Consider the following 25862-nt stretch of genomic DNA (forward strand, 5'->3'; position numbering starts at 1 on the left):
GGGCGTGGAGTTCGGGTTCGGTGACGAGGACGAGACCTTCCGGAGCGAGGCGCGGGCCTGGCTGGGCGAGCACATCCGGGCGCATCCCGGGATCGCCGGGCGCGGCGGCCCCGGCAGCGAGCACGAGGCGTCCGGTGAACGGCAGCAGTGGGAGCGGGAGTTGGGCTCCGGCGGCTGGATCGGGCTCGGCTGGCGGGAGGGCGGGTACGGCAACCGGGTCGCGACCCTCACCCAGCAGGTGGTGTGGGCCGAGGAGTACGCACGCGCCCGGGCGCCGGGCCGCCACGGGCACATCGGCGAGAACCTGCTCGCCCCCACCCTCCTCGCGCACGGCACCGACGAGCAGCGCCGCCGCTACCTGCCGCCGATCGCGCGCGGCGAGGAGCTGTGGTGCCAGGGGTACAGCGAACCCGGCGCGGGCTCCGACCTGGCCTCCCTGCGCACCTCCGCCGTGCGGGACGGCGACGGGCGGTGGCGGGTCAGCGGGCAGAAGGTGTGGACGTCGCTCGCCCACCAGGCCGACTGGTGCTTCGTGCTGGCCAGGACCGAGCCGGGCTCGCGCCGCCATCACGGCCTGTCCTTCCTGCTCGTCCCCATGGACCAGCCCGCCCACATCGACGTACGGCCGATTCAGCAGCTCACCGGCACCAGCGAGTTCAACGAGGTGTTCTTCGACGGGGCCGTCGCCGAGGACGTGGTGGGCGGTGAGGGCGACGGCTGGCGGGTCGCCATGGGGCTGCTCGGCTTCGAGCGCGGGGTGTCCACACTGGCCCAGCAGATCGGATTCCAGGAGGAGTTGAGCGTCCTCGTGCGCGACGCGGTCGCCTCCGGAGCGGCGGCGGACCCGGTGATCGCGGACCGGATCGTGCGGCTCTGGGCCGAGCTGCGGACCATGCGGTGGAACGCGCTGCGCACCCTCGGCGGCGCCGAGGACAGGGGCGCGCCGAGCGTCGCCAAGCTGCTGTGGGGCGGCTGGCACCAACGGCTCGGGGAGCTGGCGCTGCGGGTGCGGGGCGCCGCCGCGGCCGCCGGACCGCACGACTGGGCGCCCGACGCTCCGTACGAACTCGACGAACAGCAGCGGCTGTTCCTGTTCAGCCGGGCCGACACGATCTACGGCGGCTCGGACGAGATCCAGCGCACGATCATCGCCGAGCGCGTGCTCGGCCTGCCCAGGGAGGCGTTGTGAGGGGTGTGGTGTTCGACGGCCGGCAGACGGTCGTGGTCGACGACCTGGAGATACGGGACCCGGGGCCGGGGGAGGTGCTGGTGGCCGTCGCCGCGGCCGGGCTGTGCCACAGCGACCTGTCCGTGATCGACGGGACCATCCCGTTCCCGCGCCCCGTCGTGCTCGGGCACGAGGGCGCGGGCGTGGTGGAGGCCGTCGGGGCGGGGGTGACCCATGTGGTGCCCGGCGACCACGTCTCGCTGTCCACCCTCGCCAACTGCGGCACCTGCGCCGAGTGCGACCGGGGCCGGCCGACCATGTGCCGGCGGGCCATCGGCCGGCCGCAGCAGCCGTTCTCGCGGGGCGGCGAGCCGCTGTACCAGTTCGCGTCGAACTCGGCGTTCGCCGAGAAGACCGTCGTCAAGGCCGTGCAGGCGGTCAAGATCCCGGCGGAGATCCCGCTGACGTCCGCCGCGCTGATCGGGTGCGGGGTGCTGACCGGGGTCGGCGCCGTGCTCAACCGGGCCCGGGTCGACCGCGGGGACTCCGTCGTCGTCATCGGCACCGGCGGGGTCGGCCTCAACGTGCTCCAAGGGGCCCGGATCGCGGGCGCGTTGAAGATCGTCGCCGTCGACTCCAACTCGGCGAAGGAGGACGTCGCGCGGCAGTTCGGCGCGAACGAGTTCCTGACCGACGTGGCGGCCGTGCGCGAGGTGCTGCCCGACGGCGCCGACCACGTCTTCGAGTGCGTGGGGCGGGTGGAACTGGTGCGGGCCGCGATCGATCTGCTCGACCGGCACGGGCAGGCCGTGCTGCTCGGGATGCCCGCCGCCGACGCCGAGGCGTCGTTCGTACCGGCGGCGCTGTTCCTCGACAAGTCGGTCCTCGGCTGCCGGTACGGGTCATCCCGCCCGCAGCGCGACATCCGCCTCTACGCCGACCTGTACGCCGAAGGGCGCCTGCTGCTCGACGAGTTGGTGACCCAGACCTATCCCGTGGAGGACTTCGGCAAGGCGGTCGCGGACGCGGAGGCGGGGCGGGTGGCTCGGGGGGTGCTGACGTTCTGAGCCGCTCTACGGTCGGGGGATGAGCTATCGACTGCTGTTCCGCGAGTCGGGCACCTCCGTCGCGTCCTGGGCCCTCGTCGCCGTCTGCGCGCGGATGCCGGTCGCCATGGCGCCGCTCGCGCTCGTCCTCCTCGTACGGGAGCGGCCCGGCGGCTACACGCTGGGCGCGGTGCTCGCCGCCGTCTACGTGATCGGGGAGATAGTCGGCGCCCCGCTGCTCGGCACGCGGATGCGGGCGGCGCGGGCCAGACCGCAGCTGGCGGCCGGGCTCGCGGTGGGGGCGTGCGGGTTCGGCGCGCTCGGGCTGCCGTACGGGGTGCCGTCCTGGCTGCTCGGGGTGTCCGCCTTCGTCGCGGGCGCGGCGCCCGGGGCCGCGCCGGGGGCGCTGCGGGCGCTGCTCACCGGCCTCGCGCCGGAGCGGGCCGTCCGGCAGGCCATGTCGTTCGAGTCCGTCCTCTCCTTCGGGGTGTGGGCGCTGGCACCCGCGGTGACGGCCTGGCTCGCGCTGTCCGTGGCGCCGTGGGTGCCGCTGCTGGTGGCCTGCGCTTTCATGGCGCTCTCGGTGCCGGGGCTCTGGCTGCTGCCCGTCGGCTGGGCGCCCGCCTCCGGGGACGAACAGCGGCCCGGGGCAAGGGTGTTGCTGCGGGCCTGGCCCGTGTACGTCACCGGCGCGGCGAGCATGTCGCTGCTCGCCATGGCCGAACTGATCCTGCCCGCGCTCCTTGAGTAGCGGGGCTTCGGCGTGGGCCTCGCCGGGCCGCTGCTCGCCGGGTTCTCGGCCGGGTCGGCGGTCGGGGCGCTCGTGTACGGGCTTCGGGTGTGGCCCGGGCGGCTGCCTGTGCAGGGGCTCGTGCTGGTGCTCGGGGTGGCCGGGTGCGTGGCCGGGGTCGCGCTGGCGCCGTGGGCCGGGGTGATCGCGGCCGGGCTCGTCGTGGCCGGGGTGTTGCAGGCCGGGGCCATGCTGACCCGGAACCTGATGCTGCGCGAGGTGCTGCCCACCGGGGCGCTGGCCGCGGGGTACTCCGTCATGTACGCGGCTGTGGGGGCCGGGTATGCCGGGAGCGGGTCCCTGGCCGGGGTGCTCCTTGGGGTGCTTCCGGCTTGGGGCGCCGTGCTTTCGGGGGTGGGGGTGACTGTGGTGCTCGGGGTGGTGGGGTTCTGGGGGGAGCGGGGGGTTCGGGGGGCGGGGCGGTCTTCGGCGGGTGCGGGTGCGGGGGCCGGGGCGCGGGGGGTTTCGCGGAGCTCCTCGGGGTCTTGAGGCCGTCGCGCGGGTGCCGCTTTCGTCGTGGCTGGGTGCGCAGTTCCCCGCGCCCCTTATGGGGTTGTCGGTTGGGTGCGGGACGGTGGCCGCTTCTCGCGCAGTTCCCCGCGCCCCTTATCGGGTTGTCGTTCGTCTGCGGGGCGGTGGGGGCTGGTCGCGCAGTTCCCCGCGCCCCTGGAGTGCGCACTTCGTGCGCTGTCTCCATCAGGGGTGTGCCGTCTGTTTCGGGTGGGGGCCGTGTGCCCCTTGCCTCTGGGCCTACGAGGGGAGGCGGCGCGAAGCGCCTGCCTCAGGGGCGCGGGGAACTGCGCGAGAAGCGGCCGCCGGGCCGCAGGTGACCGGCGACCTCTTGAGGGCGTGGGCTCAGGTGGTGGAGCGGAATGTGCGGCGGTAGGTGGTCGGGGTTACTCCCAGGGCTGACTGGAGATGCTGGCGCATCGACTGGGCCGTGCCGAAGCCTGATTCGGCGGCCACCTGGTCGATGGACAGGGACGAGGACTCCAGGAGGTGGCGGGCACGCTCCACGCGCTGGCGGGTGAGCCACTGGCCCGGGCTGACCCCGGCCTCCTCGCGAAAGCGCCGGGTGAAGGTGCGTACCGACATGGCCTCCTGCTCGGCCATGTCCCGCAACTGGATCGGCTCGTGGAGATGGGCGAGAGCCCACGCTCGGGCCGCCACGGTGGTGGCCAACTGCGGCTCGGGAACGGGCCGTTCGATGTACTGGGCCTGCCCGCCGTCGCGGTGCGGCGGAACGACGGTGCGCCGGGCCACGTCGTTGGCGACAGCCGCCCCGTGGTCGCGGCGCACGATGTGCAGGCAAAGATCGATCCCGGTCGCGACACCCGCCGAGGTGAGAATGTCGCCGTCGTCGATGAACAGGACGTCGGGGTCGACCCGGACCGTGGGGAACATCCGCTGGAACTCGTCCGCGTGGGCCCAGTGCGTGGTCGCGGGCCGCCCGTCGAGCAGCCCCGCGGCGGCGAGCACCCAGCTGCCGGTGCAGATGGAGACCAGGCGGGTGCCCGGCCGGATGCGGGCCAGCGCGGCCGCGAGGTCGGGGGTGAGGCGCCCCTCCTCGTGCATGGGCCCAAGGGCGTAGGACGCCGGGATCAGCACCGTGTCCGCCGCGGCCAGCGCCTCGGGGCCGTGCTCGACCAGGATCGAGAAGTCGGCGTCGGTCCTGACGGGCCCGGCCGCCCGCACGCCGCAGGTCACGACCTCGTACAGGTCCTCGCCCGAAGCACTGCGCGCACGGCCGAAGATCCGCTGGGGGATGCCGAGTTCGAAGGGGATCACGCCGTCGAGGGCGAGCACGACGACACGGTGCCGGGCGGGCCGGGAGGCCGGGGAGGCGGTCATGGCCCGATTCTAGCGAATGCTGTCATTCGGGCCACTGGTCCGGCAGGGGCGGCTGGCCGAAGCTGTCTGTCGTGACGACGACGCAGACTTCCGAACCCACCGACGCCCCCACCGGGGCCACCGCCGGTCGGCCGGGCTCCCGCTGGGCCTGGGCCGCCGCCGCGGTCACCTTCGTGACGATCATCGGTGCCGCCGCCTTCGCCTCGCTGCCGGGCCTGCTCATCGAGCCGCTGCACGCCGAGTTCGACTGGTCGCGCGGCACGATCGGCTTCGCCGTCTCCGTGAACCTCGCGCTGTACGGGCTCACGGCGCCGTTCGCCGCCGCGCTCATGGACCGCTTCGGGATACGCAAGGTCGTCGCGATCGCGCTGAGCGTGATCTCGCTCGGCTCGCTGCTGACCGTGTGGATGACGGCGGCCTGGCAACTGGTGCTGTTCTGGGGGGTGTTGGTGGGCCTGGGCAGCGGTTCGATGGCGCTGGCCTTCGCTGCCACCGTCACCAACCGGTGGTTCGTGGCCCGGCGCGGGCTCGTCACCGGGATCCTCACCGCGGCCGGCGCCTCGGGCCAGCTGGTCTTCCTGCCGCTGCTGTCCTGGATGGTGGAGAAGCACGGCTGGCGGCCCGCCGCCGTCACCGTCGCGCTCGCGGCCGTCGCCGTGGTCCCCTTCGTGTGGCTGCTGCTGCGCGACCATCCCGCCGATGTGGGGGTACGTCCGTACGGGTCCGAGGTGTTCGTGCCCAAGCCGGCGCCGGTGACGGGGGCCGCGCGGCGGGCCGTGGGGGTGCTGTTCAAGGCGGCGCGGACCGGGCCGTTCTGGCTGCTGGCCGGTACCTTCGCGATCTGTGGCGCCTCCACGAACGGGCTGGTCAAGACCCACTTCGTACCCGCGGCGCACGATCATGGGATGCCGGTGACCGCGGCGGCGTCGCTGCTCGCTGTGATCGGGGTGTTCGATGTCGTCGGCACGGTGGCCTCCGGCTGGTTCACGGACCGGTTCGAGGCGCGGCGGCTGCTGGCCGTGTACTACGCCCTGCGCGGCATCTCGCTCGTCTTCCTGCCCGTGCTGCTCGCGCCGTCCGTCCATCCGCCGATGCTCTTCTTCATCGTCTTCTACGGCCTCGACTGGGTGGCCACCGTGCCGCCGACCATCGCGCTGTGCCGGGAGCACTACGGGGAGGACAGCGCGATCGTGTTCGGATGGGTTCTTGCTTCGCACCAGGTGGGGGCCGCGGTGGTGGCGTTCCTGGGTGGGGTGGCGCGGGATGTTTTCGGGTCGTACGACGTGGTCTGGTACGCGTCGGGTGGGCTGTGCGCGGCCGCTGCGCTGATGGCTTTGGTGATCCGGCGGGGTGCCGGTGCCCGGGTCGGGGTGGCCGTCTGAGGGGGTGCCCCGCGCCTCTTCTCGGGTTGTCGGTCGGGTGCGGGCCGGTGGCCGCTTCTCGCGCAGTTCCCCGCGCCCCTGAGATGCGCACTTCGTGCGGCATCTCATCAGGGGTGCGGAAGGGGTCAGTTCTCCAGGGTGGCGAAGTGGCCCCGGTGGAAGAGGAGGGGGTCCGAGGGGGAGTCCGGGGTGGACAGGGCTGTGATGCGGCCCACCACTATCAGGTGGTCGCCCCCGGTGTGGACGGCGTGGATCGTGCAGTCGATCCAGGCCGCGACCCCGTCGAGGCGGGGCGAACCGGAAACCGGCGCCGCGTCGTACCGGACCCCCGCGAACTTGTCGGCGCCGCTCACCGCGAACCCCCGGCACAGCTCGGCCTGATCGGCGGCCAGGACGTTCACGCAGAAGACGCCCGCGCGGGCGATCCGGGGCCAGGTCGTCGACGTACGGGCCACCATGAACGTCACCAGCGGCGGATCGAGGGAGAGCGAGGCGAAGGACTGGCAGGCGAAGCCCGCCGGGCCGTCCGGGCCGGGCGCGGTGATCACGGTCACGCCGCTCGCGAAGGCGCCGAGCACCCGGCGGAACTCGGCCGGGTCGACCGGAGCCCGTTCGTCGTCGCCGACCGCGCGCAGATCCGGGCGGGGCAGTGCCTCCACGGGCCCGGAAGAGGTGGGGGAGCCGACGGACCTGAGGTACCGGACGACGGTGGCCGCCATTCCTGCGTGTCCCATCATGACGCCATTGAAACTGACGGTCCATCAGATGGGAAGGGGTGTGCCGGAGAGGCAAGAGATTCCGGTTTCAATCAACAGTCTGTTTATGCTCGGGGTTCTGCTGCCGAAGCCGCGGCTGACCTGCACCGACCTGCCCGGAGTACCCCGAGTGACCACCCCGCCGCCCCGCCCGCACGCACTGCACGCCCTGCGCGCCACCACCTTCGCGATCGGCGCCCTGCTGCTCCTGGCCGGGATCGGGGTCCTGCTCCACCAGCCGCTGCTGATACCCCCGATCGCGGCCAGCGCCGCCCTGGTGCACGGTGCGCCGGGGCTGCCGATCTCCCAGCCGCGCAACCTCGTCGGCGGCCAGCTCCTCGCCGCCTGCGTCGGCTTCGCCACCCACGCGGTGACCGGCAGCACCACCTGGGGCGCGGCGATCGCCGCCGGGCTCTCGCTGGGCGCCATGATGCTGACCCACCTGTCGCACTCCCCGGCTGCCGCGACCGCCGTGATCGTGGTGCTCCAGGGGCCGTCCCCGTGGCCGTTCCTGCCGCTGCTCGCGCTGGCCACGGTGCTGCTCGTGGCCATCGGGATGCTGCCGGGGCGGATCGGTGGCCATGCGGTGCGTTATCCCTTGGCCTGGTGACCGGGGGTCCCGCCCGCCCGGTTCTATCGGCCCTCGTACGTGGGTGAGCGGCGCTCCACGAAACTCGCCACGCCCTCCTGCGCGTCCCGCGTCGTCATGTTGATCTCCTGTGCGTTCGCCTCCGCCGCGAACGCGGTCGCGCGGTCGCTGTCCAGGGAGGCGTTCACCAACTGCTTGGTCAGCGCCAGCGCGCGGGTCGGGCCGGTCGCGAGGCGCTCGGCCCAGTCGCGGGCCGTCTTCGCCAGGTCGTCGTCCGGGACGACGCGGTTGACGAGGCCGAGTGCATGGGCGTCGGCGGCCGGGACCGCGTCGCCGAAGAACATCAGCTCCTTGGCGCGGTGCGGGCCGATCAGGCGGGGCAGCAGATAGGCGCCGCCGCCGTCGGGGACCAGGGCGCGGCGGGCGAACACCTCGATGAAGCGGGCCGACTCGGCGGCCAGGACCAGGTCGCAGGCCAGGGCCAGGTGGGCTCCTATGCCGGCTGCGGTGCCGTTCACTGCCGCGATCACCGGTTTTTCGCAGTCGAGGATCGCCGCGATGAGGCGCTGGGCGCCGAGGCGGATCGTTCGGGCTACGTCGCCCGGGATCCGTTCGTCCGTTCCGGGGGCGTTGCGGAGGTCTGCGCCTGCGCAGAAGCCCTTGCCGGTGGCGGTGATGATCACTGCGCGGGTTGTGGGGGTGGTGGTGGCTTCTTCGAGCAGGGTGATGATGCGTTCGCGTTGGTCCCAGGTGACGGCGTTCATGGCCTCCGGCCGGTTGAGGGTGATCCACGAGACGCCGTTCTCGATGCGGTGCAGTACCTGCTGGTGCAGGGGGATGTCTGTCATGCGGGGTCCGTTTCGGCTCGGTTCGGTGTCGTCTGCGGGCGGGTGGGTGGCTGGTCGCGCAGTTCCCCGCGCCCCTGAAAGATCTGCGTCTGCCCCACGGGGTTTCGTTGCGACCTGCGGGCCGGTGGCCGCTTCTCGCGCAGTTCCCCGCGCCCCTGGAGATGCGCACTTCGTGCGCCATCTCCATCAAGGCGCGCCCCCGGCCGAGGGGGGAGAGACGCGCCCCTTGCCCCGAGTGGAAGGCGCCCTCTGCCCCGAGTGGAGGCGCGCCCCTCGCCCTGAGTGGAAGCGCCCCCGCTGCCCCGTGTGGAGGCGCGCGAAGCGCAGCCTCAAGGGGAGGCGGCGCGCAGCGCCTGCCTCAGGGGCGCGGGGAACTGCGCGAGAAGCGGCCACCGGCCCGCAGTCGGCCGACGACCCAGCGGCAAGCCCCACCGGCCGTCGGCCGGCAACGGACCCAGGGGCGCGGGGAACTGCGCGAGAAGCGGCCACCGGCCGTCAGCCGACCGACGGCCCAGGGGTAAGCCCCCACCGGCCGTCGGCCGGCAACGGACCCAGGGGCGCGGGGAACTGCGCGACCAGCCCCCGCCGGGCCGCACCCGAGCGACAACCCAGGGGCGCGGGGAACCGCGCAGTCGGCCCCGCCTACGGGTCACCGGCACACCGCGAGCGCGTCGAGCGCCACGGCGCCCTGGCCTCGGGGCAGCACCATCAGGGGGTTGATGTCCAGTTCGGCGAGATCGGTGCCGAGTTCCAGGGCCATGCGCTGGACCCGTAGGACGACCTCGACCAGGGCGTCGATGTCCGCCGGCGGCGCCCCACGGACCCCGTCCAGCAAAGCGCGCCCGCGCAGTTCGTCGAGCAGCGCCCGGGCCTGGTCCTCGCCGAACGGCGGCACCCGCACCGCGGTGTCCCGCAGCACCTCGACGAGCACCCCGCCGAGCCCCACGGTCACGGTCGGCCCGAACAGCTCGTCGTGGGTGACGCCGACGACCATCTCGACGCCCCGCTCGACCATCTGGCAGACGAGGACCCCGTCCAGGTCGATGTTCTCGTACCGGGCGATGTCGGTGAGGTCGCGGTACGCGTCCCGTACCTGGCTGGCCGACGTCAACCCCACCTTCACCAGGCCGAGTTCGGACTTGTGGGCGAGCTGCGGCGCCGACGCCTTCATCACGACCGGGTAGCCGACCTGCGAGGCCGCCCGCACGGCCGCCGCGGCGCTGGTCACCAGCTGCTCGCGCGGCACCCGGATCCCGTACGCGCGCAGCAGTTGCTTCGCCGCGTGCTCGCTGAGCTGGTGCCCGGGCCGCATCAGGTTCTGCGCCTTGCGGAAGGAGGGCGACGGACCGCGCGGCGCGTCCTCGAACGGGGAGCGGTAGGCGGCCGTGAAGCGGTGGTGGTCGAGGTACGCGCGGACGGCGCCGATGCAGTTGCCGAACGTGCGGAAGGTCGCCACCCGTGAGCTGCCGAGCAGGGTCGTGCGGTACGCCTCCTCGGTGCCTACCGGCGAGCCCCACACCACGCAGATCAGCTTGTCCGTGCGCTCGGCCGCGTCGACCAGGTCCTGCGCGAGCTTGTCGCTCATCGGGGGGAACGGGCCGGTGATCGGGCAGATCAGCACGCCCACCGACGGGTCGTCGAGGATCGCGTCGATGATCTTCGGGCCGCGCCAGTCGCCGACCGGGTGCCCGCCGTTGTCGACGGGGTTCGCGACGTTCAGGTACTCCGGTATCCACTGGTGGAGTTCCGACTGCCTGGCGTCGGAGAGGGTGGGGAGGGTGAGCCCGGCCGCTGTCGCCAGGTCCGAGAAGTGGGCGCCGGTGCCGCCGGATATGGAGTAGACGACGACGCCGTCGGCCTTCGGCGGCTTGGCCCGCGCCAACAGGGCCGCCGTGTCCTGGAGTTCGTCGAGCCCGTCGACCCGTATCACGCCGAACTGGCGCATCGCCGCGTCCACGACCGTGTCCGCGCCGGTCAGTTTCCCGGTGTGGGAGGCGGCGGTGCGGGCGCCCGTCTCGGTGCGGCCCACCTTCACGGCGACGACCGGCACGCCCTCGCGCGCGGCCCGGTCCGCGGCGAGCAGGAAGGAACGGCCGTCCTTGAGCCCCTCCACGTAACAGGCGATGGCGCCGACCTCGGGCCGCTGGGCGAAGTACGAGATGAAGTCGGACGTCTCCAGGTCGGCCTCGTTGCCCGTGGGCGCCCAGTGCGAGAGGCGGATGCCCAGCTCCTGGAGGGTGAAGACCGGGCGGCCCTGGTGGCCGGACTGGGTGATCAGCGCGATCGCCGGGCCTTCGAGGTCGTCGCGGAACTCCTCGAAGGCGTTGAGGTTGGTGTTGGGGCCCAGCAGGCGCAGGCCGGAGCGCTCCACGGCCGCCGCGAGGCGGGCCTGCGCGGCGGCGCCCTCGTCACCGGTCTCGGCGAACCCGGAGGCGAAGGCGACCGCGAACTTCACCTTCGTATCGGCGAGTTGCTCGATGACGGGCAGCGGATCGGCGATCAGCAGCACCGCGAGATCGACCTGCTCCGGCAGGTCCGCGACCGACGCCGAGCAGGGCAGCCCGAAGACGGACGCGCGGGTCGGATGCACCGGGTACAGCCGGGCGCCGACCCGCTCGGCCCAGGCCATCAGCTGCCGCGTGATCCCGGTGTTGGGCCGCCCCTCGGCGTCCGAGGCGCCGACGACGGCGACGGACTCCGGCCGGAAGAACCGGTCCAGGTCCACCACGTCGGCGTGCAGCGGGCGCCCGCTGACATCCACTTCGTCGGAACCGGCCCTGCCGTGCACGGCGGGGCCGGGCTGCTCTCCGCAGGCGATCACGCGGGCCCGGCGGGAGTCGGTGGTCAGGGTGCCGTACGTCGATCCAAGCATCGCTCCGCCCGCTCCTCCTGTGTGACAGCAACGACAGCAGCGGCTGAGGCCCGAGGCTCCGGGCCTTAACTGACGCACTGTCAGATTACTGAACTGACGCCCCGTCAGGAACAGGGCTGCAGGCAAAGGCTGAGTGAGGCGGGTGCTGAGCGGTTCCTTCTGGTCCCTCCGGTCCCTTCCGGTCGGTCCCCTCCGGTCCCTCCCGGGCTCTTCCCACGGTCTCTTCCCGGTGGGCGGGGTGTTCAGTGCGGCGCCGCGGGAGTCCCTACCGGAGCTTCACTTCCCGGCGCCCTCCCAGACGAACCCGTCCAGATCCGTGAAGGACCCGCCCGAGCTGCCGAGGACGAGGTGGTGCGCGTTCGTGCCTGCGTCGGCGCCGTCGTCGGTGACGCCGAGGTCCTTGGCCAGGCCGCGGCGCTTGTAGAGCGCCAGCTTGACGGAGCCGGTGCCGGGCGCGAACTCGGCGTACTTGCCGCCGAAGCTCTTGGCCGCGCTCAGGCCCTGCTCGACGTAGAACTGCTTGGTTGCCTTCACGTCCTCGACGCCGAGCAGCAGGACGACCTCGTCGATCTCGCGGGTGGCCGGGCCGGTGTCCTTCTTCGCGGAGGTCGCGATCTTCCAGATCGTGCCGTCGGGCGCCCGCAGGACACCCCCGTAGCCCCACAGCGACTTCGCGGCGGGCTTCAGGACGGTGGCGCCGGCGTCCACGGCGGCGCTCACGAAGCCGTCGACGGTGGCGGGCCCGGACACCGTGAGGGCCAGGGTGAAGCCGCGGAAGCCGTCGGTGACGGGCCCCTCCGCGGCCTTCAGGTGTACGTACGTGTCCACGCCGAAGGCGCCGTAGAAGACGGCGGCGGCCTCCGGGTCCGCCACCTCGAGGGTGACGGACGCGAGAGACGCGGCGGCTGTGGTGGAAGCGGTGGTTGCCATGTCCTTCACGCTAGGCGTGGCGGGGCCGCCACCGCTTCTCCGATCCTGACCGTTCCGCGGCGGCTCTGCTCAGCGCGCCGCCGCCACCTCCTTGGCCACCCGCTCCCCGGAGCGGACCGCGCCGTCCATGTACCCGCACCAGTACGCCGATGTCTCCGTGCCCGCCCAGTGGATCCCGCCCACGGGCGTGCGCAGCGCCGCGCCGTACTGGGTGAGGACGCCGGGCGGCGCGTAGGCGACCGGGCCGCCGCGCGTGAAGCCCTCGTTGTCCCAGCGCTGGAGGACGAAGCCCGTGGGGTTCGCGGCCTTCTCGCCGAAGTACGTCACGTAGTCCTTCAGGACCGCCGCCCTCACGTCGGCCTCGGACGCGCCGTCGTGCGCGCGCATCTCGTCCGCCTCGATGAACCCCATCAGCGCGCCGTAGGAACCGTCGGGCGGCGAGTTGTCGAAGGAGGAGCGGACGGTGCCGGTGTCGCTGACGACCTGCCCGTTCAGTCCGTCCGCCCGCCAGAACGGGGTGTCGTACACCGCGATCGCCTTGCCGATCGAGCCCATGGGGAGGCGTTGGGAGAGCTGGTCGCGGGCGGCGGGCAGCAGCGGGTCGAAGTCGATGCGGGCCGCGAGCGGGGGCGGGACGGCGACCACGACGCGGGTCGCGGTGACCGTGACGCCGTCGGCGGTGACCGTGTACCGGCCGCCCGCGCCCCGGGTGACCTTCCGCACGGGGGCGGAGAGCCGGACCCGGTCGCCCAGGCGCGCCGCCAGCTTCAGCGGGACCTGCTGCGAACCGCCCACGAAACGGGTGGCCTGCGCGCCGTCCGCCGTCTCCGTGAGGCGTTCCAGGGTGCCCGGCGTCGACTCGTTGCCCGCGCTCGCTATGTAGAACAGGACGTAGAGCAGGGAGAGTTCGCGGGGCTGCGCCGAGAAGACCGAGGTGCAGGCGACCTCGATGAGGAAGCGGGCCGAGGGGATCACCGCGTTGGCGCGCAGCCAGGTCTCGAAGGTCTGGCGGTCCCATTCCTCGGCTTTCGGCGCGGTCCAGGGCGCCTCGACCGGGACCTTCTTCGCCATGTCGTCGAGGAGCGCCTGCACGGCGGCGGCGTTGGCGAGGCCCGCCGCGTCGATCGGCGGGACGGAGCCGAGGAGGCCGTCGGTGGCGTACGGGGTGCGCTTGCCGTCCTTGTAGAGGACGTTCTTGCCCGTGTTGTACGTCGGGAACGTGTCGACGCCGAGGTCGGCGGCGAGCGCCTTCATCCGGTCCTGGGTGGGGCCGATGAACTCGCCGCCGCCCTCCGACGTGCCGCCGTTCGGGAGCTTCAGGTTCACGACCCGGCCGCCGACGCGGTCCCGCGCCTCCAGGACCAGGACCTTCTTTCCGGCGGCGGTCAGGTCGCGGGCCGCGGTGAGGCCCGCGAGGCCGGCGCCGATGACGGCGACGTCCACGTCTGCCGTGTCCGCCGTGTCCGTCGTGTCCGCCGCGCGGGCAGTGCCGGTTGCCGTGCCGGTGGCGAGGAGGGTGGTGGCTGCCGTGGCGCCCAGGAGGGCGCGGCGGCGGGTGAGGTCTTTGTTGAGCGGGTGTCTTTCGCTTGGCATGCGTAGTACTCCGTATCGCTCGGGGTGGACGTTCTTCGGGTGCGGGCCGGTGGCCGCTTCTCGCGCAGTTCCCCGCGCCCCTGAAGGCTGCGGCTTCGCCGCATGCCTTCATCGATGGAGATGGCGCACGAAGTGCGCATCTCCAGGGGCGCGGGGAACTGCGCGACCAGCCCCCACCGGCCGTCAGCCGACGTACGGGCCTCAGGGGCGCTTGGCCACGGCCCTGCCGATGCGGTCGGCGTCGCGGGCCATTTCGCGGAACATGCCGGAGATCGGGTTCGTGTAGCCCTGGAAGTAGAGGCCGGGCAGCGGGTGGGGGGTGCGGGGGCGGCCGGTCGCCGGGTCCAGTACGTCGCCGAGGTGGCCGACCAGATCCTCCAGGCCCTGGCGGTAGCCGGTCGCGGCGATCACCGCGTCGGGGGTGACCCGGGTGCCGTCCGTGAGGACCACCGTGTCACCGTCGAACGACTCGACCGCGGCCACCGGCTCGACCTTCCCGCGCTGGACGGCGTCGATGAGCCCGACGTCCTGGACGGGGATGGACCCGGCCCGCGCCCGCGCGTACAGGCCCGTGTCCGGCCGCGGCAGACCGTGGGCGGAGAGGTCGGGGACGCTCAACTTGCCCAGCGGCACGGCCAGTCGGTCCACCAGGGACACCGGAAGCCGGCGACAGAGGATGCCGGTGAGCTGGGCGGGCCAGCCGAGCGTGGAGCGGCGCACGATGTGCGGGGCGGTGCGCACGGCGAGCCGGACCCGGGCGGCGCCGCCCTCGGCCAGGTCCACGGCGATCTCCGCGCCGGTGTTGCCGACGCCGACCACGAGGACGTCCTGCCCGGCGTAGGGCGCCGGATTGCGGTACTCGCTCGCGTGCAGGAGCCGGCCGGTGAACGTCGCCCTGCCGGACCAGGCGGGCAGTCGCGGGGTGTGGTTGTAGCCGGTGGCGACGACGACGGCGGTCGCCGTCAGCTCGCGGCCGCCGGTGGCCCGCAGCTGCCAGCCGGCGCCGTCGGCGGTGCGCTCGACGCGTGTCACCTCGACGCCGGTCACCACCTCCAGATCGTGGAACTCGGCGTACTTCTCCAGGTAGCGCACGACGTCGTCGCGGGAGACCCAGCGGCCGAAGCGGCGCGGGATCGGCAGGCCGGGCAGCGCGGACAGGCGGCGCGTGGTGTGCAGGTGGAGACGGTCGTAGTGGGCGCGCCAGGAGGCCCCGACGCGGTCCGACTTCTCCAGCACGACGGCGCGCACGCCGTGCGCCTTCAGGCTCGCGGCCGCGGCCAGGCCGCCCGGGCCGCCGCCGATGACGTACACCGGCGGGCGCTCGTGGCTGCGGGCCGGCGTGGGGTGGGCGTCGGTCATGAGCGGGAGCGTAATCCGCGTTCCGGTTGATGGGGTCCGGTCAAAGAGGAAACCGGTTGCGGATTGATCACGGGGGTTCGGGGATGTCCGCGCCCTTGCGGGGGAAGCGCCGGATGCGGTGAACTGACGTACCGTCAGATACGCGAGGAGGGGCCGGACCTCATGGATGCGATTGGCCTCAGTGGTGCCGAGTGGCTCGCCGTGCTGCGGATCGGGCTCGGCCTGTGGTGGCTGGAGAGCTGGCGGCACAAGGACAAGAAGAGCTGGTTCGAGCGCGGGACCGGGATCGCGTGGGCCTCCGGTGTCGCGGACAAGCACAGGTGGGGCGCCGTCCGCAGCGGCTTCGACGTCGTCGTGAAGCCGCGGCCGAAGACCATGGCGTACGTGGTCGTGTACGCCGAACTCGCCCTGGGGATCGGCCTCATCGTGGGATTCCTGACCCCGATAGCGCTGGTCGGCGGCCTGCTGCTCAATCTCCTCTACTTCGTGCTCATGATCCACGACTGGGCCGAGCAGGGGCAGAACGCGATGATGGCGCTGATCTCGGTCGTCGGGTTCTTCGCCATGTCCTGGCAGACCTGGTCCCTCGACCACGCGATCGGGCTGTTCTGATGGGCGCGGCGAGCTCCGGGCCGCGTTTCGACCTGCCCGAGGTCGACGCCTTCACCCGCCCCTACTGGGAGGCCGCCGCCGACGGCACCCTGCTGCTGCGGCAGTGCGCGGCGTGCGGGCGCGGCCACCACTATCCGCGCGAGTTCTGCCCGTACTGCTGGAGCGAGGACGTGCACTGGCGGCCCGCCACGGGGCGGGCCACCCTCTACACCTGGTCCGTCGTGCACCGCAACGACCTGCCGCCCTTCGGCACCCGGACCCCCTACGTCGCCGCCGTCGTCGATCTCGCCGAGGGGCCGCGGATGATGACCGAGGTGGTGGAGTGCGCGGAGGCGGCGCTGCGGGTGGGGATGGAGCTGGAGGTCTGTTTCCGCACGGACCCGGGCGGTGAGGGCGGCGCGGACGGTGGCGTGACGGTGCCGGTGTTCCGGCCGTGGGCGGGCGGGTAGGCGGACGGCGCGGGTAAGTGGCCGGGCGGTTAATGCGGGTGCGGGGCGTCGCGGGCGTCGCCATCATGGGCGGATGACACGGCCGACGCCCACCCGCCCCGCCGCCGGTACCTGGGAACTCACCACGGATCCGGCCGAGTTCGATCGTGTCGCCGGAGCCTTTCTGCGCTCCGACCGCGCCCTGCACACCGTCCAGCTGAGTCTCCTCGCGGGGCTGCTCGCCGGTGAATCCCAGTTCGCCGGGGTGGAGCCGCGGTTCGGGGTGTGGCGGGACGGGAGCGGGCGGGTGGCGGGGAGTTTTCTTCAGACGCCGCCGCGTCCGCCGGTGGTGGGCGCGCTCGGGCCCGAGGCGGCGCGGGACCTGGTCGCCGCGTTCGGCGGCCGCGGACTCCCCGGGGTGAACGGGCCGGTGGAAGATGCCCGCGCCGTCGCCGAGGCCTGGCTGGAGCGGTGTCCGGGCGGCACGCTCGGGGAGCGCAGGACGCATCGGCTGTACCGGCTCGGCCGGCTGACCCCGCCCGCCCCGGCACCGGCCGGCCGCGCCCGGGTGGCCGGGGCGGCGGACCGGGCCCGGGTGGCCGGGGCGGCGGACCGGGCGCGGGTGGCGGGCTGGATCAAGGACTTCAGCGACGAGGGGCACGGGGGGCTTCCCGGGGACTTCACCGAGGAGCAGGCCCTGGCCTGGACCGACTCCCGGCTCTCGTACGGCGGCGTCACGCTGTGGGAGGCGGCCGACGGCACACCGCTGTCGATGGCCTCCGCCACCCGGCCCGTCGCCGGGTGCGTGCGCGTTACGGCCGTCTTCACGCCGAAGCCGCTGCGCGGCCGGGGCTGTGCGGGGGCCGTCACCGCCGAGGTCAGCCGGGTCGCCGAGGAGCGCGGCGCCGACGAGGTGGTCCTCTTCACCGACCTCGCCAACCCGACGAGCAACGCCCTCTATCAGCGGCTCGGCTACCGCCCGGTGCGGGACTTCACCGTGCTGGCGTTCAGGCCGCCGCCGGTCACGGCCACAGCAACTCCTTGAGCCAACCCTCCTCCGTACGCCGGTACTTGAGCCGTACGTGCCGACGGCGCGCGTCGCCCTGGAAGAACTCGACCTCGTCCGGCTGGAGTGCGTACGCCGTCCAGGACGGGACCGGCGCGTCCGGCTCGCGCTGCGCCTGCTCCCACGCGGCCTGCGACGCACGCTCCAACTCCGAGGTGGAGGCCAGGACTTCGCTCTGGTGGCCGGTCAGGGCGGCGGCGAGGGCGCCGGTCGAGCGGGCGTGCAGGTCGGCCTGCGCGACCTCGGCGGGTGAGGTGCGGACGGGGCCGCGCACCCGGACCTGACGGCCCTGCACCGGCCAGTAGAAGCCGAGCGCCGCGTACGGGCGGGCGGCCAGCTGGCGGCCCTTGGCGCTGCCGGAGTGGGAGGCGAAGGTCCAGCCGTCCGCCGCGTCGGCGCCGTGCAGCATCACCGTACGGACGTCGGCCCGGCCCTCGGCGTCGGTGGTGGCGAGCGACGGGGTGTGCGGCTCGGGCTGCCCGGCCGCCACGGCCGCCGCGAACCACTCCACGAACAGCGGGACCGGATCGGCGGGCGTGGCCCCGGGGTCGAAGGCGGGCAGCTCGGTGTCCCACACGCGCAGGGACCGCAGAAGGGCTTCGAGGTCGGGACGGCCGGAGTGACCGGGCTGATCGGGCTGGTCGGGGTGCTCGGAGTGGTCGCGTCTCATGGGGTGATTGTCGCCGGGCGTCAGTCGCGGGTCAGGCCCGCCACGGTGCCGAGCTCGTGCCAGGTGCCCGCCGTGTACCGCTCGGCCCAGACCGGGCGGGCGACGGTCAGGCCGAGGGCGCCGGGCGTGTAGTCGCCCTGGAGGCCGTGGACGCGGGCCGTCGGCAGGGCGGCCCCGAGGTGGGCGCGGACGGCGGCGGCCGTCGTGTCGCGCGTCGCCCGCGCCCGGAACGCGGCGACGACCGCCTGCGTCGCCTCGTACTCCTCCAGCGCCCCGGGACGGGTCATCAGCGGGCGGACGCGGGCGCACCAGGCGGCGTCCTGGGTGCACTCGCCGGTGCGGAAGGGGCCCTTGGACACGGTGCGGAAGCGGTAGACGCCGTCGGGGACCCGCTCGTCCCGGCGGCCCGCGCCGCAGTCGTCGTGGTGGTCGGGGGCGAGCACGATCCGGCCCCGGTAACCGGCCCGGCGCAGGGCCTCGGCGTTCCCGTCCCGGCCGGACCGGTCGGCGAGGTAGACGGTGTCGGGGCGGGCGCGGGCCAGCAGCTCGCGCAGGTCGCCCGCGCGCAGGGCGTCCGGAGCCGTCGCGTACGTCGTGAAACCGTGCCCGGAACCCCGGCTCGCGGCGAACCGGTCGGCCAGCGCCCCGAGGCCCTCGCCCGCCGGGGCCAGCAGCCTCTTGGTGTGCAGGACGTCCTCCAGGTACGCGGCGAACTGCCGTACGTCACCGTCGGTGTCGCCGCGGTCGTCGTGGCAGGTGCCGACGGCGGGGGTGCCCTTCACGAGGCCCGGGCGGCCGGCCGCGGTGCCGACGACCGCGACGACGTCGGGGTACTTCCGCGCGAACTCCGCCGACGACAGCCGGTCCGCGTGCGGCACCGACACCGCCGTCAGCGGCAGCGACCCGGCGTAGTCCCGGAGGGCCCGCGCCACCGCCCGGGTGTCGCCCGTCGCACCCCGGTCGGCCACGGCGATCCGGAAACGGGGCTGGTCGAGCGGCTGCCCGGAGACGGGCGGTTTCGGCGGCTCCTGCTCCCCGCCGTTCAGCGCGGCGGCCACCGAGATGCCGGTGCCCGCGCAGGCCAGGACGACGGCGCCGATGAGGAGTCGGCGGGGGCGGGGGAGACGCGGGCGGGGTGCGGGGGTCGGCGTCGGCGCGGGGGGAGCCGTGCGGGTCGGGGCCGGGGCCGGCACGGGTGCCGTCTGCGGGGCAGCGGGAGCAGCGGCCCCTGAAGTCGCAGGAGCCGCAGGAGCCACGGGAGTTACGGGAGCTATGGGAGCCACGGAAGCCATGGGAGTCGCAGGCTTCTCGTGCGGGGCGGCGCCCGCCGCGACCCCGTCGATCAGCCCCACCACCGCCGCCGCGTCGACCGGCCGGTCCTCCGCCCGCTTGGCCATCAGCGCGGCGATCAGCTCGTCCACACCCGCCGGGAGCCCGGTCCGCGCCCGGCTCGGCCGCATCGGGGTGTCGTGCAGATGGTTGTACATGACTCCGGCGGCCGGGCCGCTGAACGGGGGCCTGCCGACGAGGAGTTCGTAGAGCACGCACCCCAGCCCGTACAGGTCCACCCGCCCGTCGCCCGGCTCCTGCCGGAACCGCTCGGGCGCCATGTACGGCACGCTCCCGATCGGCAGCGTGCCGGTCCTGGTCAGCCGGGTCGCGGCCTCCGCGCCCTCCACGAACGCGGCGATCCCGAAGTCGAGGATCTTCACGTTCCCCGGGTCGCCCGGCGTGACCATGATGTTGCCGGGCTTGATGTCCCGGTGCACGATCCCGGCGGCGTGCGCCGCGGCGAGCCCGAGCGCGCACTGCCGGGCCCACTCCAGCGCCCGCCCGACGGGAAACCGCACCTCGCTCCGCAGCATCTCCTGCAACGACGCGCCGTCGACCAACTCCATGACGAGAAAGGGGACATCGCCGCCACCGGCCACCGCCGCGCCGCTCCCGTGGTCGTACACGGTGACGACGTACGGACTCGACAGCGCGGCGACCGCCCGCGCCTCCCGGCGGAACCGGCCCAGCAGCTCCTGCCGCTCGTCCGCCCCGATGTCGTCCGGCGGCGCGAACAGCTTCAGGGCGACGAACCGCCCCAGATCCTCGTCCCGGGCACGCCAGACCTGACCCATGCCCCCGGAACCGATGGTCTCCAGGAGCCGGTAGCGACCGCTGAGCACATGTCCCCGCACAGCGCCCGACGCTAATCCCGGAACCGACGACTCCCCATCACGGCCGGGGCGTTCATCCGTAACGGTTTCGGTTCGGCGGGGGCCGCCGCGTCAGCGGACCACGTCGAACACCTGCTTCTGCACCCCGTTCGCATACGCCGCGTGGTCCACCAGCGCCAGCTTCCGGGCGTCCTGGTCGGCGGTGCTGAACAGGCGCTTGCCCGCGCCGAGCAGCAGGGGGAAGACGAGCAGGTGGTAGCGGTCGATCAGGCCCGCGTCGGAGAGGGCGTGGTTCAGGGCGATGCTGCCGTGGACGATGATCGGGCCGCCCTCGGTCTCCTTCAGCGCGGCCACGTCGTCGAGGGAGCGCAGGATCGTGGTCGGACCCCAGTCGGAGACCAGCGCGTCCTCGGCGAGCGTGGTCGAGACGACGTACTTCGGCAGGTCCTTGTAGTCGGCGAACTCCTCCATGGCGGGCCACACCGGGCTGAACGCCTCGTAGCTGGCCCGGCCGAGCAGCATCGCCGCGGCTTCCTTCTGCTCCCGGCCCTTCAGCTCGAAGACCTCGGGCAGGAAGTCGATGTCCTTGAACGTCCAGCCCGCGTTGCGGTAGCCGCTTTCGCCGCCGGGCGCCTCCATCACGCCGTCGAGCGAGACGAAAGCGGTGCTGATGAGCGTACGCATGGGAGGTCTCCTGGTTTCTTCTGGTCGCGCCTGGCGTTCCTACGCCCATGATGACCGCGACCGACAAAGAAACTCATCGGTGAAGGTGCGAGCCGGTCACTCCCGGCCCAGCACCACCGTCCCCGACGAGCAGAACCAGCCGCCCGTCCCGGACGCCACGGCGAGGGCGGGGAGCGAGCCGTCCGCCCTGCGCACCTGGTGGTCGCCCGCCTCGCCGCGCAGCTGCCGTACCGCCTCCACCAGCAGAAACAGTCCGCGCATCCCGGGATGCTGGGCGGACAGGCCGCCGCCGTCCGTGTTCGTCGGCAGCTCGCCGTCCCGCAGCAGCCGGCCCTTCTCGACAAAGGCGCCGCCCTCGCCCTTGGCGCAGAAACCGAGGTCCTCAAGGGTCACGAGGGTCATGTACGTGAAGGCGTCGTAGATCTCCGCGATGTCGATCTCGGACGGCGACACCCCCGCCCGTTCGAAGGCGAGGCGGCCGCTCACCGCCGCCGGGGAGACCGTGAAGTCGTCCCACTCCGACATGGTGGTGTGCGAGACGTGCTCGCCCGAGCCGAGCACCCACACCGGGGACGTCGCGCAGTCCGGCACCAGATCGGCCGCGACCATCAGCACCGCCGCGCCGCCGTCGGAGCGGATGCAGCAGTGCAGCTTGGTGAACGGGTCGGCGATCATCGGCCCGTCGAGCACGTCGTCGACCGTGATCGGGTCGCGGAACATCGCGTCCGGGTTCGCCGCCGCGTTCTGCCGGGCCTGGACCGCGACCTGGGCGAGCTGGTCGAGGGTCGTCCCGTACTGGTGCATGTGGCGGCGGGCCGCCATCGCGTACTTGGCGATGAGCGTGTGCCCGTACGGCACCTCGAACTGGAGCGGGCCGCGGGCACCGAAGGAGAGGTTCGAGGTGCGCCGCTTCGCCTTGATGTCGGCGCGGGCCGTCGAACCGTAGACCAGGAGGACGGCGCGGGCGTGCCCGGCGGCGATGGCGTCCGCCGCGTGCGCCGCCATCACCTCCCAGGTGGAGCCGCCCACCGAAGTGGAGTCCACCCAGCGGGGTTTGAGCCCCAGGTACTCGGCGACCTCGACGGGTGCCAGGGTGCCGAGGCCGGCGCTCGCGACTCCGTCGATCACGTCGGGGGTGAGGCCCGCGTCGGCCAGTGCCCTGCGGGCTGCCTGGGCGTGCAGGGCATAGGGGGTGGCTTCGTCGACCCGGCCGCAGTCGGAGAGGGCGATGCCCGTGATGGCGACCTTGTGGTGGGGGCCAGTCATGAATCTGACGGTACATCAGATCCCGGCTCGCCGTCAGCCCCGCCAGGGGCGCGGGGAACTGCGCGGCCCGCCACGACGAGAGCCGCGGACGCGTCTGCCTGGCGCATGAGCAGATGCGTCTGCGGCTTGTACGTGGTTGCTCGCGCCCACGCGGCGGAGCCGCATATCGATACAGCCCCGCCCCCCCTGGCGGGGCGTTCCTGATCCGGGGATGCATGGGAAAGGTCTGGGCATGCACGGCCCGGAGCCTTAACATGACGCCCCGTCAGAAAGGGGCCCGCATGGACGCCACGTTCACCGAGGAACAGCAGGAGATCCGCCGCACCCTGCGTGAACTCACCACAAAACGCTGCACCCCGGACGACGTCAAAGCCGCCACCCGCACCCCGGCAGGCCACGACCTCGCCCTGTGGGGCGCGCTCGGCACCGAGCTGGGACTGCCGGGCCTGGCGCTGCCCGAGCGGTACGGCGGGGTCGGCGCCGCCGTCACCGAACTCGCGCTCGCACAAGAGGAGTTGGGGCGGGCCCTCGCGCCCTCCCCGCTCTTCGCGACCTGCGGCCTCGCCGCCCCGCTGATCGCCGCGCTCGGCACCGACGCCCAGCGGGACGCGCTGCTCCCGCAGATCGCGGCCGGCCGCCTCACCGCCGCCCTCGCCGTCCCCGGCACCGGCCTGGCCACCGCCCTCGGCCTGGTCGCGGAGAACACCGGAGACTGGGCCGGCGGCGGCCGCGCGGGCGGGGTCCAGGCCCGCCGGGCACCGGACAGCGACGGCGGATGGCACCTGTACGGGCAGGCCGAGCAGGTCCTCGACGGGCACAGCGCGGGCCTCCTCCTGGTCGCCGCGCACACCGGCGGCTTCGCCCGCTCCCGGACCCTGCTGTTCCTCGTACGGCAGGACGCCGCCGGACTCGTCCGCACCCGGCAGACGTCACTGGACGAGACCCGGCCGCAGGCCCGCCTCGAAATGCGCGACGTACCGGCCGAGTTGCTGGGGGAGGAGACCGGCGACGTGTCCGGCGCACTCGCCGCGGCCGGTGACACCGCCGCCACCCTGCTCGCCGCCGACGCGGTCGGCGCCGCCGACCGGGCCCTTGAGCGGACCGTCCAGTACGTCAAGGAACGCGAGCAGTTCGGGCGGCCCATCGGCTCGTTCCAGGCGGTCAAGCACCGGCTCGCCGATGTGTACGTGACGGTGCAGGCGGCGCGCTCCGCCGCCTACTACGCGGCCTGGGCCGCGGGCGACACGAGCGGCGAGCGGGCCGGCGGGCTCGCGCTCGCCCAGGCCCTGGAAGCGCTGCGCACCGCCGCCGCCGAGGCCGTCCAGCTGCACGGCGGCATCGGCTTCACCTGGGAGCACGACGCCCATCTGTACATGAAGCGGGCCGCCGGCGACGAGCTGCTCTTCGGGCCCGTGCACCTGCTGCGCGCCCGCGCCGCGCAGACCGCCGCCCTGTTCGGCCCGGCCGCCGCGGTGAGCGCCTGATGGCGCCGCCGGGGATCCGCCTCGTGCAGAAGGTGTCGTCGACCAGGACGTTCGCCCGGCTCGCGCCGCACGTCATCCCGGCGATGGACCGCGCCGTGCACCGCTTGACCAGGGGAAAAGTGCTGGTCAGCGCGCAGATGCTGCCCGGCGTCATCCTCACCGCGCGCGGTGCGAGGAGCGGCCTCGAACGGCGTACACCGCTCGCCTGCATGCCGGAGGAGGGCCCGGACGGTCCGGCCACCTGGCTGCTGATCGGGTCGAACTTCGGACGCCCCGGGCATCCGGCGTGGACGGCGAATCTGCTGGCCCACCCCGACGCCGAGATCAACTGGCGCGGCACGGACATTCCGGTCACCGCCCGGCTGCTCAACTCGGCCGAACGGGAGGAGGCTTGGGCGGCGGCGCTGAAATTCTGGCCGCCGTACGCGGCGTACCAGGCCCGGATCGACCGGGAGATCAGGCTGTTCCGGCTGGAGCGGCGCTCCTGAACGACGCGAGAACGGCACAAGGCACCCGAAAAGGCACCGGAAACGGCACTGAAAAAGGTACCGGAAACGGCAACGGCGGCGGCTCACGCTGAGAACGCGAACCGCCGCCGTCCGACAGGACCAGGGGAAGGAAGTGCCGTTACTTCGTCGGCTTCTTTCCGGTCACGCCCAGGTGCACCAACAGCGCCAGGTTCGGCTTCAGTTCGGCCTGCTTGACGCCCCAGGTCTGGAAGCCCCGCTGGTGCGAGGCGACCGCGGCGAGCATCGCGACCAGTGAGCCGGCCACTGCCGCCGGGCTCACGTCCTTGTCGACCTTGCCCTTGTCCTGAAGGTCCTTCACCGCGTCGGCAAGGGAGTTGTTCACCGAGTTCAGGATCTTCATGCGGAGCTTGTAGAACCGCTTGTCGCCCTCGGCCGCGCCGAGGTCGACGACGCGCAGGATCGCGTCATTCTTGCGCCAGAACTCCAGGAATCCGTCCACGAGTTCCTGCGCGGTCGCCCAGCCGGCCTTGCCGACCCAGGAGCGGTCGGCGACCAGGCCGGTCAACTCGGCCCCTTCGGAGGCCATTTGCTCGGCGATCTCCAGGACGGCGCCCTCGACGTCCGGGAAATACTGGTAGAAGGTCGCGGGCGAAGTGCCCGCCTTTCGCGCGACATCAATGACTTTGACGTCCCGGTAGGGCGACGAGCTGAGCATCTCGCCGAGGCATTCGAGCAGCTTCTGACGTGTCGCCTGACCACGCCGTCCGGCCACACGACCGTCGACGGTACGTACTTGTCCTGTCATGCCGTCAGCTTACCGAGGGGTGATCGGAGCGCGATCTGACCGACTGCAAATGGGGTTGGGGCCCACGAAACGGGACCGGTCACCGGTCAAAACCGGTACCGGGAGCGACCGGAATTGGCCATTCGTTCGAATGTGAACAGTGTGGCCCTGACCTGCGTCGCTAGCGTTTCCGCCATGGCCCCCGTAAGCAGCCCGTTCCCGGAAGGCAGCCCGTGCTGGGCCGATGTCCAGCTGCCGGACGTCGAGACGGGCAAGCGGTTCTACGGCGATCTCTTCGGGTGGACCTTCGACGAGGGCGCCGGGGCCGAGCGGGGCTACTACACGGCGGCGTACAGCGAGGACCGCGCCGTCGCCGCCCTCGCCCCCCTGTTCGGCGGCACGGGCCCGGCCTGGACCGTGCATTTCGCGGTCCGGGACGCCTACGCCACCGCCGCCCGGGTCACCCGCTGCGGCGGCCGGGTCGTCACCGGCCCCCTCTCCGTGGGCACCGCCGCCACCATGGCGCTGGTCACCGACCGTGACGGAGGGCTCTTCGGCCTGTGGCAGGCGGGCAGCGACCTCGGCTTCGAGGTGACGGGGGAGCCGGGCGCCTTCTGCTGGACGGAGCTCCTTGCGCGGGACACGGCGCGGACCGACGTCTTCTACGAGACCGTCTTCGCGTACGAGGCCGGGCCGGACGGTGCCGATGGGGCCGATGGGGTGGACGTGGCAGGCGGAGGAGCCGCCGAGGACGGGCTGCGCTTATGGGCGCCCGCCGGGGCCGTCCTGTCCCGGGCCACCGCGGTCGCCGGCCGGCGTTCCACCCCCGACAGGCCGCTGACCGGGCGTTTTCTGGCGCACTTCGGCACGCGGGAGCTGGAGGCGACCACCGCCGACGCCCTCCGCCTGGGTGGCGAGATCCGGGTGGCGGCGCACGCGACGGGGTACGGCCGGGTGACCGTGCTCGCCGACGATCAGGGCGCCCTGTTCGCCGTACGGGAGGTGTGAGACACCCCGATATGCCCCCGGGTTCGCAACCGGGGCCCCGGA

Annotated in this window: 24 protein-coding genes; 12 read left to right on the forward strand and 12 right to left on the reverse strand. The window is 73.2% G+C overall.

The window, feature by feature from the left end; genetic code table 11:
• Window positions 1–4: 4 nt before the first annotated feature.
• The 4 genes from ACFVDP_RS09805 to ACFVDP_RS09820 are packed head-to-tail and all read left to right on the forward strand — an operon-like array spanning window position 5 to window position 3493.
• The gene (locus ACFVDP_RS09805; RefSeq protein ID WP_383486122.1) at window positions 5–1189 is read left to right on the forward strand and encodes an acyl-CoA dehydrogenase family protein; all 1185 of its coding nucleotides are present in this window, start codon (window positions 5–7) and stop codon (window positions 1187–1189) included.
• The gene (locus ACFVDP_RS09810; protein WP_383486124.1) at window positions 1186–2235 is read left to right on the forward strand and encodes a Zn-dependent alcohol dehydrogenase; all 1050 of its coding nucleotides are present in this window, start codon (window positions 1186–1188) and stop codon (window positions 2233–2235) included. The genes ACFVDP_RS09805 and ACFVDP_RS09810 overlap by 4 nt, the downstream gene beginning before the upstream one ends.
• A 19-nt stretch (window positions 2236–2254) precedes the next feature.
• Window positions 2255–2965, forward strand: a complete 711-nt coding sequence (locus ACFVDP_RS09815) for a hypothetical protein (protein ID WP_383486127.1) — start codon at window positions 2255–2257, stop codon at window positions 2963–2965.
• A gap of 12 nt (window positions 2966–2977) precedes the next feature.
• On the forward strand, window positions 2978–3493 hold the full coding sequence (locus ACFVDP_RS09820) for a hypothetical protein (protein WP_383486130.1): 516 nt from the start codon (window positions 2978–2980) through the stop codon (window positions 3491–3493).
• A 366-nt stretch (window positions 3494–3859) separates the two neighbouring features.
• Here ACFVDP_RS09820 and ACFVDP_RS09825 read toward each other — a convergent pair whose 3' ends face one another.
• Entirely contained in the window at window positions 3860–4855 is a 996-nt protein-coding gene (locus tag ACFVDP_RS09825; protein ID WP_383486133.1) for a GlxA family transcriptional regulator, read from the reverse strand.
• Between the two features lie 71 nt (window positions 4856–4926).
• On the opposite strand from ACFVDP_RS09825, the gene ACFVDP_RS09830 reads away from it, so the two are divergent.
• Entirely contained in the window at window positions 4927–6237 is a 1311-nt protein-coding gene (locus ACFVDP_RS09830; protein ID WP_383486136.1) for an MFS transporter, read from the forward strand.
• 125 nt (window positions 6238–6362) lie between these two features.
• Here the strand turns inward: ACFVDP_RS09830 and ACFVDP_RS09835 are convergent, their stop codons facing one another.
• A complete protein-coding gene (locus ACFVDP_RS09835) occupies window positions 6363–6971 on the reverse strand; it encodes a flavin reductase family protein (protein WP_383487289.1) in 609 nt (202 codons plus the stop codon).
• An 88-nt stretch (window positions 6972–7059) separates the two neighbouring features.
• Between ACFVDP_RS09835 and ACFVDP_RS09840 the strand changes: the two genes are divergently transcribed.
• A complete protein-coding gene (locus ACFVDP_RS09840; protein WP_383486138.1) occupies window positions 7060–7602 on the forward strand; it encodes an HPP family protein in 543 nt (180 codons plus the stop codon).
• A 23-nt stretch (window positions 7603–7625) separates the two neighbouring features.
• On the opposite strand, the gene ACFVDP_RS09845 is transcribed toward ACFVDP_RS09840, so the two are convergent.
• From ACFVDP_RS09845 to ACFVDP_RS09865, 5 genes are all read right to left on the reverse strand, one after another.
• Window positions 7626–8429: an enoyl-CoA hydratase/isomerase family protein gene (locus ACFVDP_RS09845; protein WP_383486141.1), complete on the reverse strand. Its 804-nt coding sequence runs from the start codon at window positions 8427–8429 to the stop codon at window positions 7626–7628.
• Between the two features lie 649 nt (window positions 8430–9078).
• Window positions 9079–11301: an acetate--CoA ligase family protein gene (locus ACFVDP_RS09850; protein WP_383486144.1), complete on the reverse strand. Its 2223-nt coding sequence runs from the start codon at window positions 11299–11301 to the stop codon at window positions 9079–9081.
• 276 nt (window positions 11302–11577) lie between these two features.
• Window positions 11578–12231 carry a glyoxalase gene (locus ACFVDP_RS09855; protein WP_383486147.1) on the reverse strand — a complete coding sequence of 218 codons (654 nt, stop codon included), beginning with the start codon at window positions 12229–12231 and terminating at the stop codon, window positions 11578–11580.
• A gap of 69 nt (window positions 12232–12300) precedes the next feature.
• Window positions 12301–13824: a flavin monoamine oxidase family protein gene (locus ACFVDP_RS09860; RefSeq protein ID WP_383486150.1), complete on the reverse strand. Its 1524-nt coding sequence runs from the start codon at window positions 13822–13824 to the stop codon at window positions 12301–12303.
• A gap of 201 nt (window positions 13825–14025) precedes the next feature.
• Window positions 14026–15183: a flavin-containing monooxygenase gene (locus ACFVDP_RS09865; RefSeq protein ID WP_383486153.1), complete on the reverse strand. Its 1158-nt coding sequence runs from the start codon at window positions 15181–15183 to the stop codon at window positions 14026–14028.
• Between the two features lie 162 nt (window positions 15184–15345).
• Here ACFVDP_RS09865 and ACFVDP_RS09870 point away from each other — a divergent pair, with 162 nt between their 5' ends.
• The 3 genes from ACFVDP_RS09870 (at window position 15346) to ACFVDP_RS09880 (ending at window position 17268) form a co-directional block, all read left to right on the forward strand.
• Entirely contained in the window at window positions 15346–15795 is a 450-nt protein-coding gene (locus ACFVDP_RS09870; protein WP_383486156.1) for a DoxX family protein, read from the forward strand.
• A complete protein-coding gene (locus ACFVDP_RS09875) occupies window positions 15795–16244 on the forward strand; it encodes a Zn-ribbon domain-containing OB-fold protein (RefSeq protein WP_383486159.1) in 450 nt (149 codons plus the stop codon). The genes ACFVDP_RS09870 and ACFVDP_RS09875 overlap by 1 nt, the downstream gene beginning before the upstream one ends.
• A 73-nt stretch (window positions 16245–16317) precedes the next feature.
• Complete coding sequence (locus tag ACFVDP_RS09880; protein ID WP_383486162.1) at window positions 16318–17268, forward strand: GNAT family N-acetyltransferase; 951 nt, start codon at window positions 16318–16320, stop codon at window positions 17266–17268.
• On the opposite strand, the gene ACFVDP_RS09885 is transcribed toward ACFVDP_RS09880, so the two are convergent.
• From ACFVDP_RS09885 to ACFVDP_RS09900, 4 genes are all read right to left on the reverse strand, one after another.
• On the reverse strand, window positions 17246–17959 hold the full coding sequence (locus ACFVDP_RS09885; protein ID WP_383486165.1) for a pyridoxal 5'-phosphate synthase: 714 nt from the start codon (window positions 17957–17959) through the stop codon (window positions 17246–17248). The genes ACFVDP_RS09880 and ACFVDP_RS09885 overlap by 23 nt on opposite strands.
• Window positions 17960–17979: 20 nt before the next feature.
• Window positions 17980–20145: a serine/threonine-protein kinase gene (locus tag ACFVDP_RS09890; protein WP_383486168.1), complete on the reverse strand. Its 2166-nt coding sequence runs from the start codon at window positions 20143–20145 to the stop codon at window positions 17980–17982.
• A gap of 90 nt (window positions 20146–20235) precedes the next feature.
• Entirely contained in the window at window positions 20236–20808 is a 573-nt protein-coding gene (locus ACFVDP_RS09895) for a dihydrofolate reductase family protein (RefSeq protein WP_383486170.1), read from the reverse strand.
• A gap of 96 nt (window positions 20809–20904) precedes the next feature.
• Window positions 20905–22074, reverse strand: a complete 1170-nt coding sequence (locus ACFVDP_RS09900; RefSeq protein ID WP_383486173.1) for an acetyl-CoA acetyltransferase — start codon at window positions 22072–22074, stop codon at window positions 20905–20907.
• Between the two features lie 281 nt (window positions 22075–22355).
• On the opposite strand from ACFVDP_RS09900, the gene ACFVDP_RS09905 reads away from it, so the two are divergent.
• Together ACFVDP_RS09905 and ACFVDP_RS09910 are read left to right on the forward strand one after the other, a co-directional pair.
• Window positions 22356–23558: an acyl-CoA dehydrogenase family protein gene (locus ACFVDP_RS09905; RefSeq protein ID WP_383486176.1), complete on the forward strand. Its 1203-nt coding sequence runs from the start codon at window positions 22356–22358 to the stop codon at window positions 23556–23558.
• Window positions 23558–24046 (forward strand): nitroreductase family deazaflavin-dependent oxidoreductase, encoded by a 489-nt coding sequence (locus tag ACFVDP_RS09910; RefSeq protein WP_383486179.1) that lies wholly within the window; start codon window positions 23558–23560, stop codon window positions 24044–24046. Before ACFVDP_RS09905 ends, ACFVDP_RS09910 begins: the two co-directional genes overlap by 1 nt.
• Before the next feature lie 139 nt (window positions 24047–24185).
• On the opposite strand, the gene ACFVDP_RS09915 is transcribed toward ACFVDP_RS09910, so the two are convergent.
• Entirely contained in the window at window positions 24186–24833 is a 648-nt protein-coding gene (locus ACFVDP_RS09915; RefSeq protein ID WP_383486182.1) for a TetR family transcriptional regulator, read from the reverse strand.
• Between the two features lie 174 nt (window positions 24834–25007).
• On the opposite strand from ACFVDP_RS09915, the gene ACFVDP_RS09920 reads away from it, so the two are divergent.
• The gene (locus ACFVDP_RS09920; RefSeq protein ID WP_383486184.1) at window positions 25008–25820 is read left to right on the forward strand and encodes a VOC family protein; all 813 of its coding nucleotides are present in this window, start codon (window positions 25008–25010) and stop codon (window positions 25818–25820) included.
• Window positions 25821–25862 lie beyond the last annotated feature (42 nt).

This window comes from Streptomyces sp. NPDC057694 (assembly GCF_042799415.1).
In the GTDB taxonomy this organism is placed as follows: domain Bacteria; phylum Actinomycetota; class Actinomycetes; order Streptomycetales; family Streptomycetaceae; genus Streptomyces.

Bases quoted from the DNA above. Each gene is read 5' to 3' on its own strand.
- ACFVDP_RS09920 (WP_383486184.1), top strand. From the start codon at position 25,008: ATGGCCCCCGTAAGCAGCCCGTTCCCGGAAGGCAGCCCGTGCTGGGCC.
- ACFVDP_RS09835 (WP_383487289.1), bottom strand. From the start codon at position 6,971: ATGGGACACGCAGGAATGGCGGCCACCGTCGTCCGGTACCTCAGGTCC.
- ACFVDP_RS09855 (WP_383486147.1), bottom strand. From the start codon at position 12,231: ATGGCAACCACCGCTTCCACCACAGCCGCCGCGTCTCTCGCGTCCGTC.
- ACFVDP_RS09900 (WP_383486173.1), bottom strand. From the start codon at position 22,074: ATGACTGGCCCCCACCACAAGGTCGCCATCACGGGCATCGCCCTCTCC.
- ACFVDP_RS09815 (WP_383486127.1), top strand. From the start codon at position 2,255: ATGAGCTATCGACTGCTGTTCCGCGAGTCGGGCACCTCCGTCGCGTCC.
- ACFVDP_RS09845 (WP_383486141.1), bottom strand. From the start codon at position 8,429: ATGACAGACATCCCCCTGCACCAGCAGGTACTGCACCGCATCGAGAAC.
- ACFVDP_RS09825 (WP_383486133.1), bottom strand. From the start codon at position 4,855: ATGACCGCCTCCCCGGCCTCCCGGCCCGCCCGGCACCGTGTCGTCGTG.
- ACFVDP_RS09840 (WP_383486138.1), top strand. From the start codon at position 7,060: ATGCTCGGGGTTCTGCTGCCGAAGCCGCGGCTGACCTGCACCGACCTG.
- ACFVDP_RS09870 (WP_383486156.1), top strand. From the start codon at position 15,346: ATGGATGCGATTGGCCTCAGTGGTGCCGAGTGGCTCGCCGTGCTGCGG.
- ACFVDP_RS09910 (WP_383486179.1), top strand. From the start codon at position 23,558: ATGGCGCCGCCGGGGATCCGCCTCGTGCAGAAGGTGTCGTCGACCAGG.
- ACFVDP_RS09880 (WP_383486162.1), top strand. From the start codon at position 16,318: ATGACACGGCCGACGCCCACCCGCCCCGCCGCCGGTACCTGGGAACTC.
- ACFVDP_RS09905 (WP_383486176.1), top strand. From the start codon at position 22,356: ATGGACGCCACGTTCACCGAGGAACAGCAGGAGATCCGCCGCACCCTG.
- ACFVDP_RS09865 (WP_383486153.1), bottom strand. From the start codon at position 15,183: ATGACCGACGCCCACCCCACGCCGGCCCGCAGCCACGAGCGCCCGCCG.
- ACFVDP_RS09875 (WP_383486159.1), top strand. From the start codon at position 15,795: ATGGGCGCGGCGAGCTCCGGGCCGCGTTTCGACCTGCCCGAGGTCGAC.
- ACFVDP_RS09885 (WP_383486165.1), bottom strand. From the start codon at position 17,959: ATGAGACGCGACCACTCCGAGCACCCCGACCAGCCCGATCAGCCCGGT.
- ACFVDP_RS09860 (WP_383486150.1), bottom strand. From the start codon at position 13,824: ATGCCAAGCGAAAGACACCCGCTCAACAAAGACCTCACCCGCCGCCGC.
- ACFVDP_RS09850 (WP_383486144.1), bottom strand. From the start codon at position 11,301: ATGCTTGGATCGACGTACGGCACCCTGACCACCGACTCCCGCCGGGCC.
- ACFVDP_RS09895 (WP_383486170.1), bottom strand. From the start codon at position 20,808: ATGCGTACGCTCATCAGCACCGCTTTCGTCTCGCTCGACGGCGTGATG.
- ACFVDP_RS09915 (WP_383486182.1), bottom strand. From the start codon at position 24,833: ATGACAGGACAAGTACGTACCGTCGACGGTCGTGTGGCCGGACGGCGT.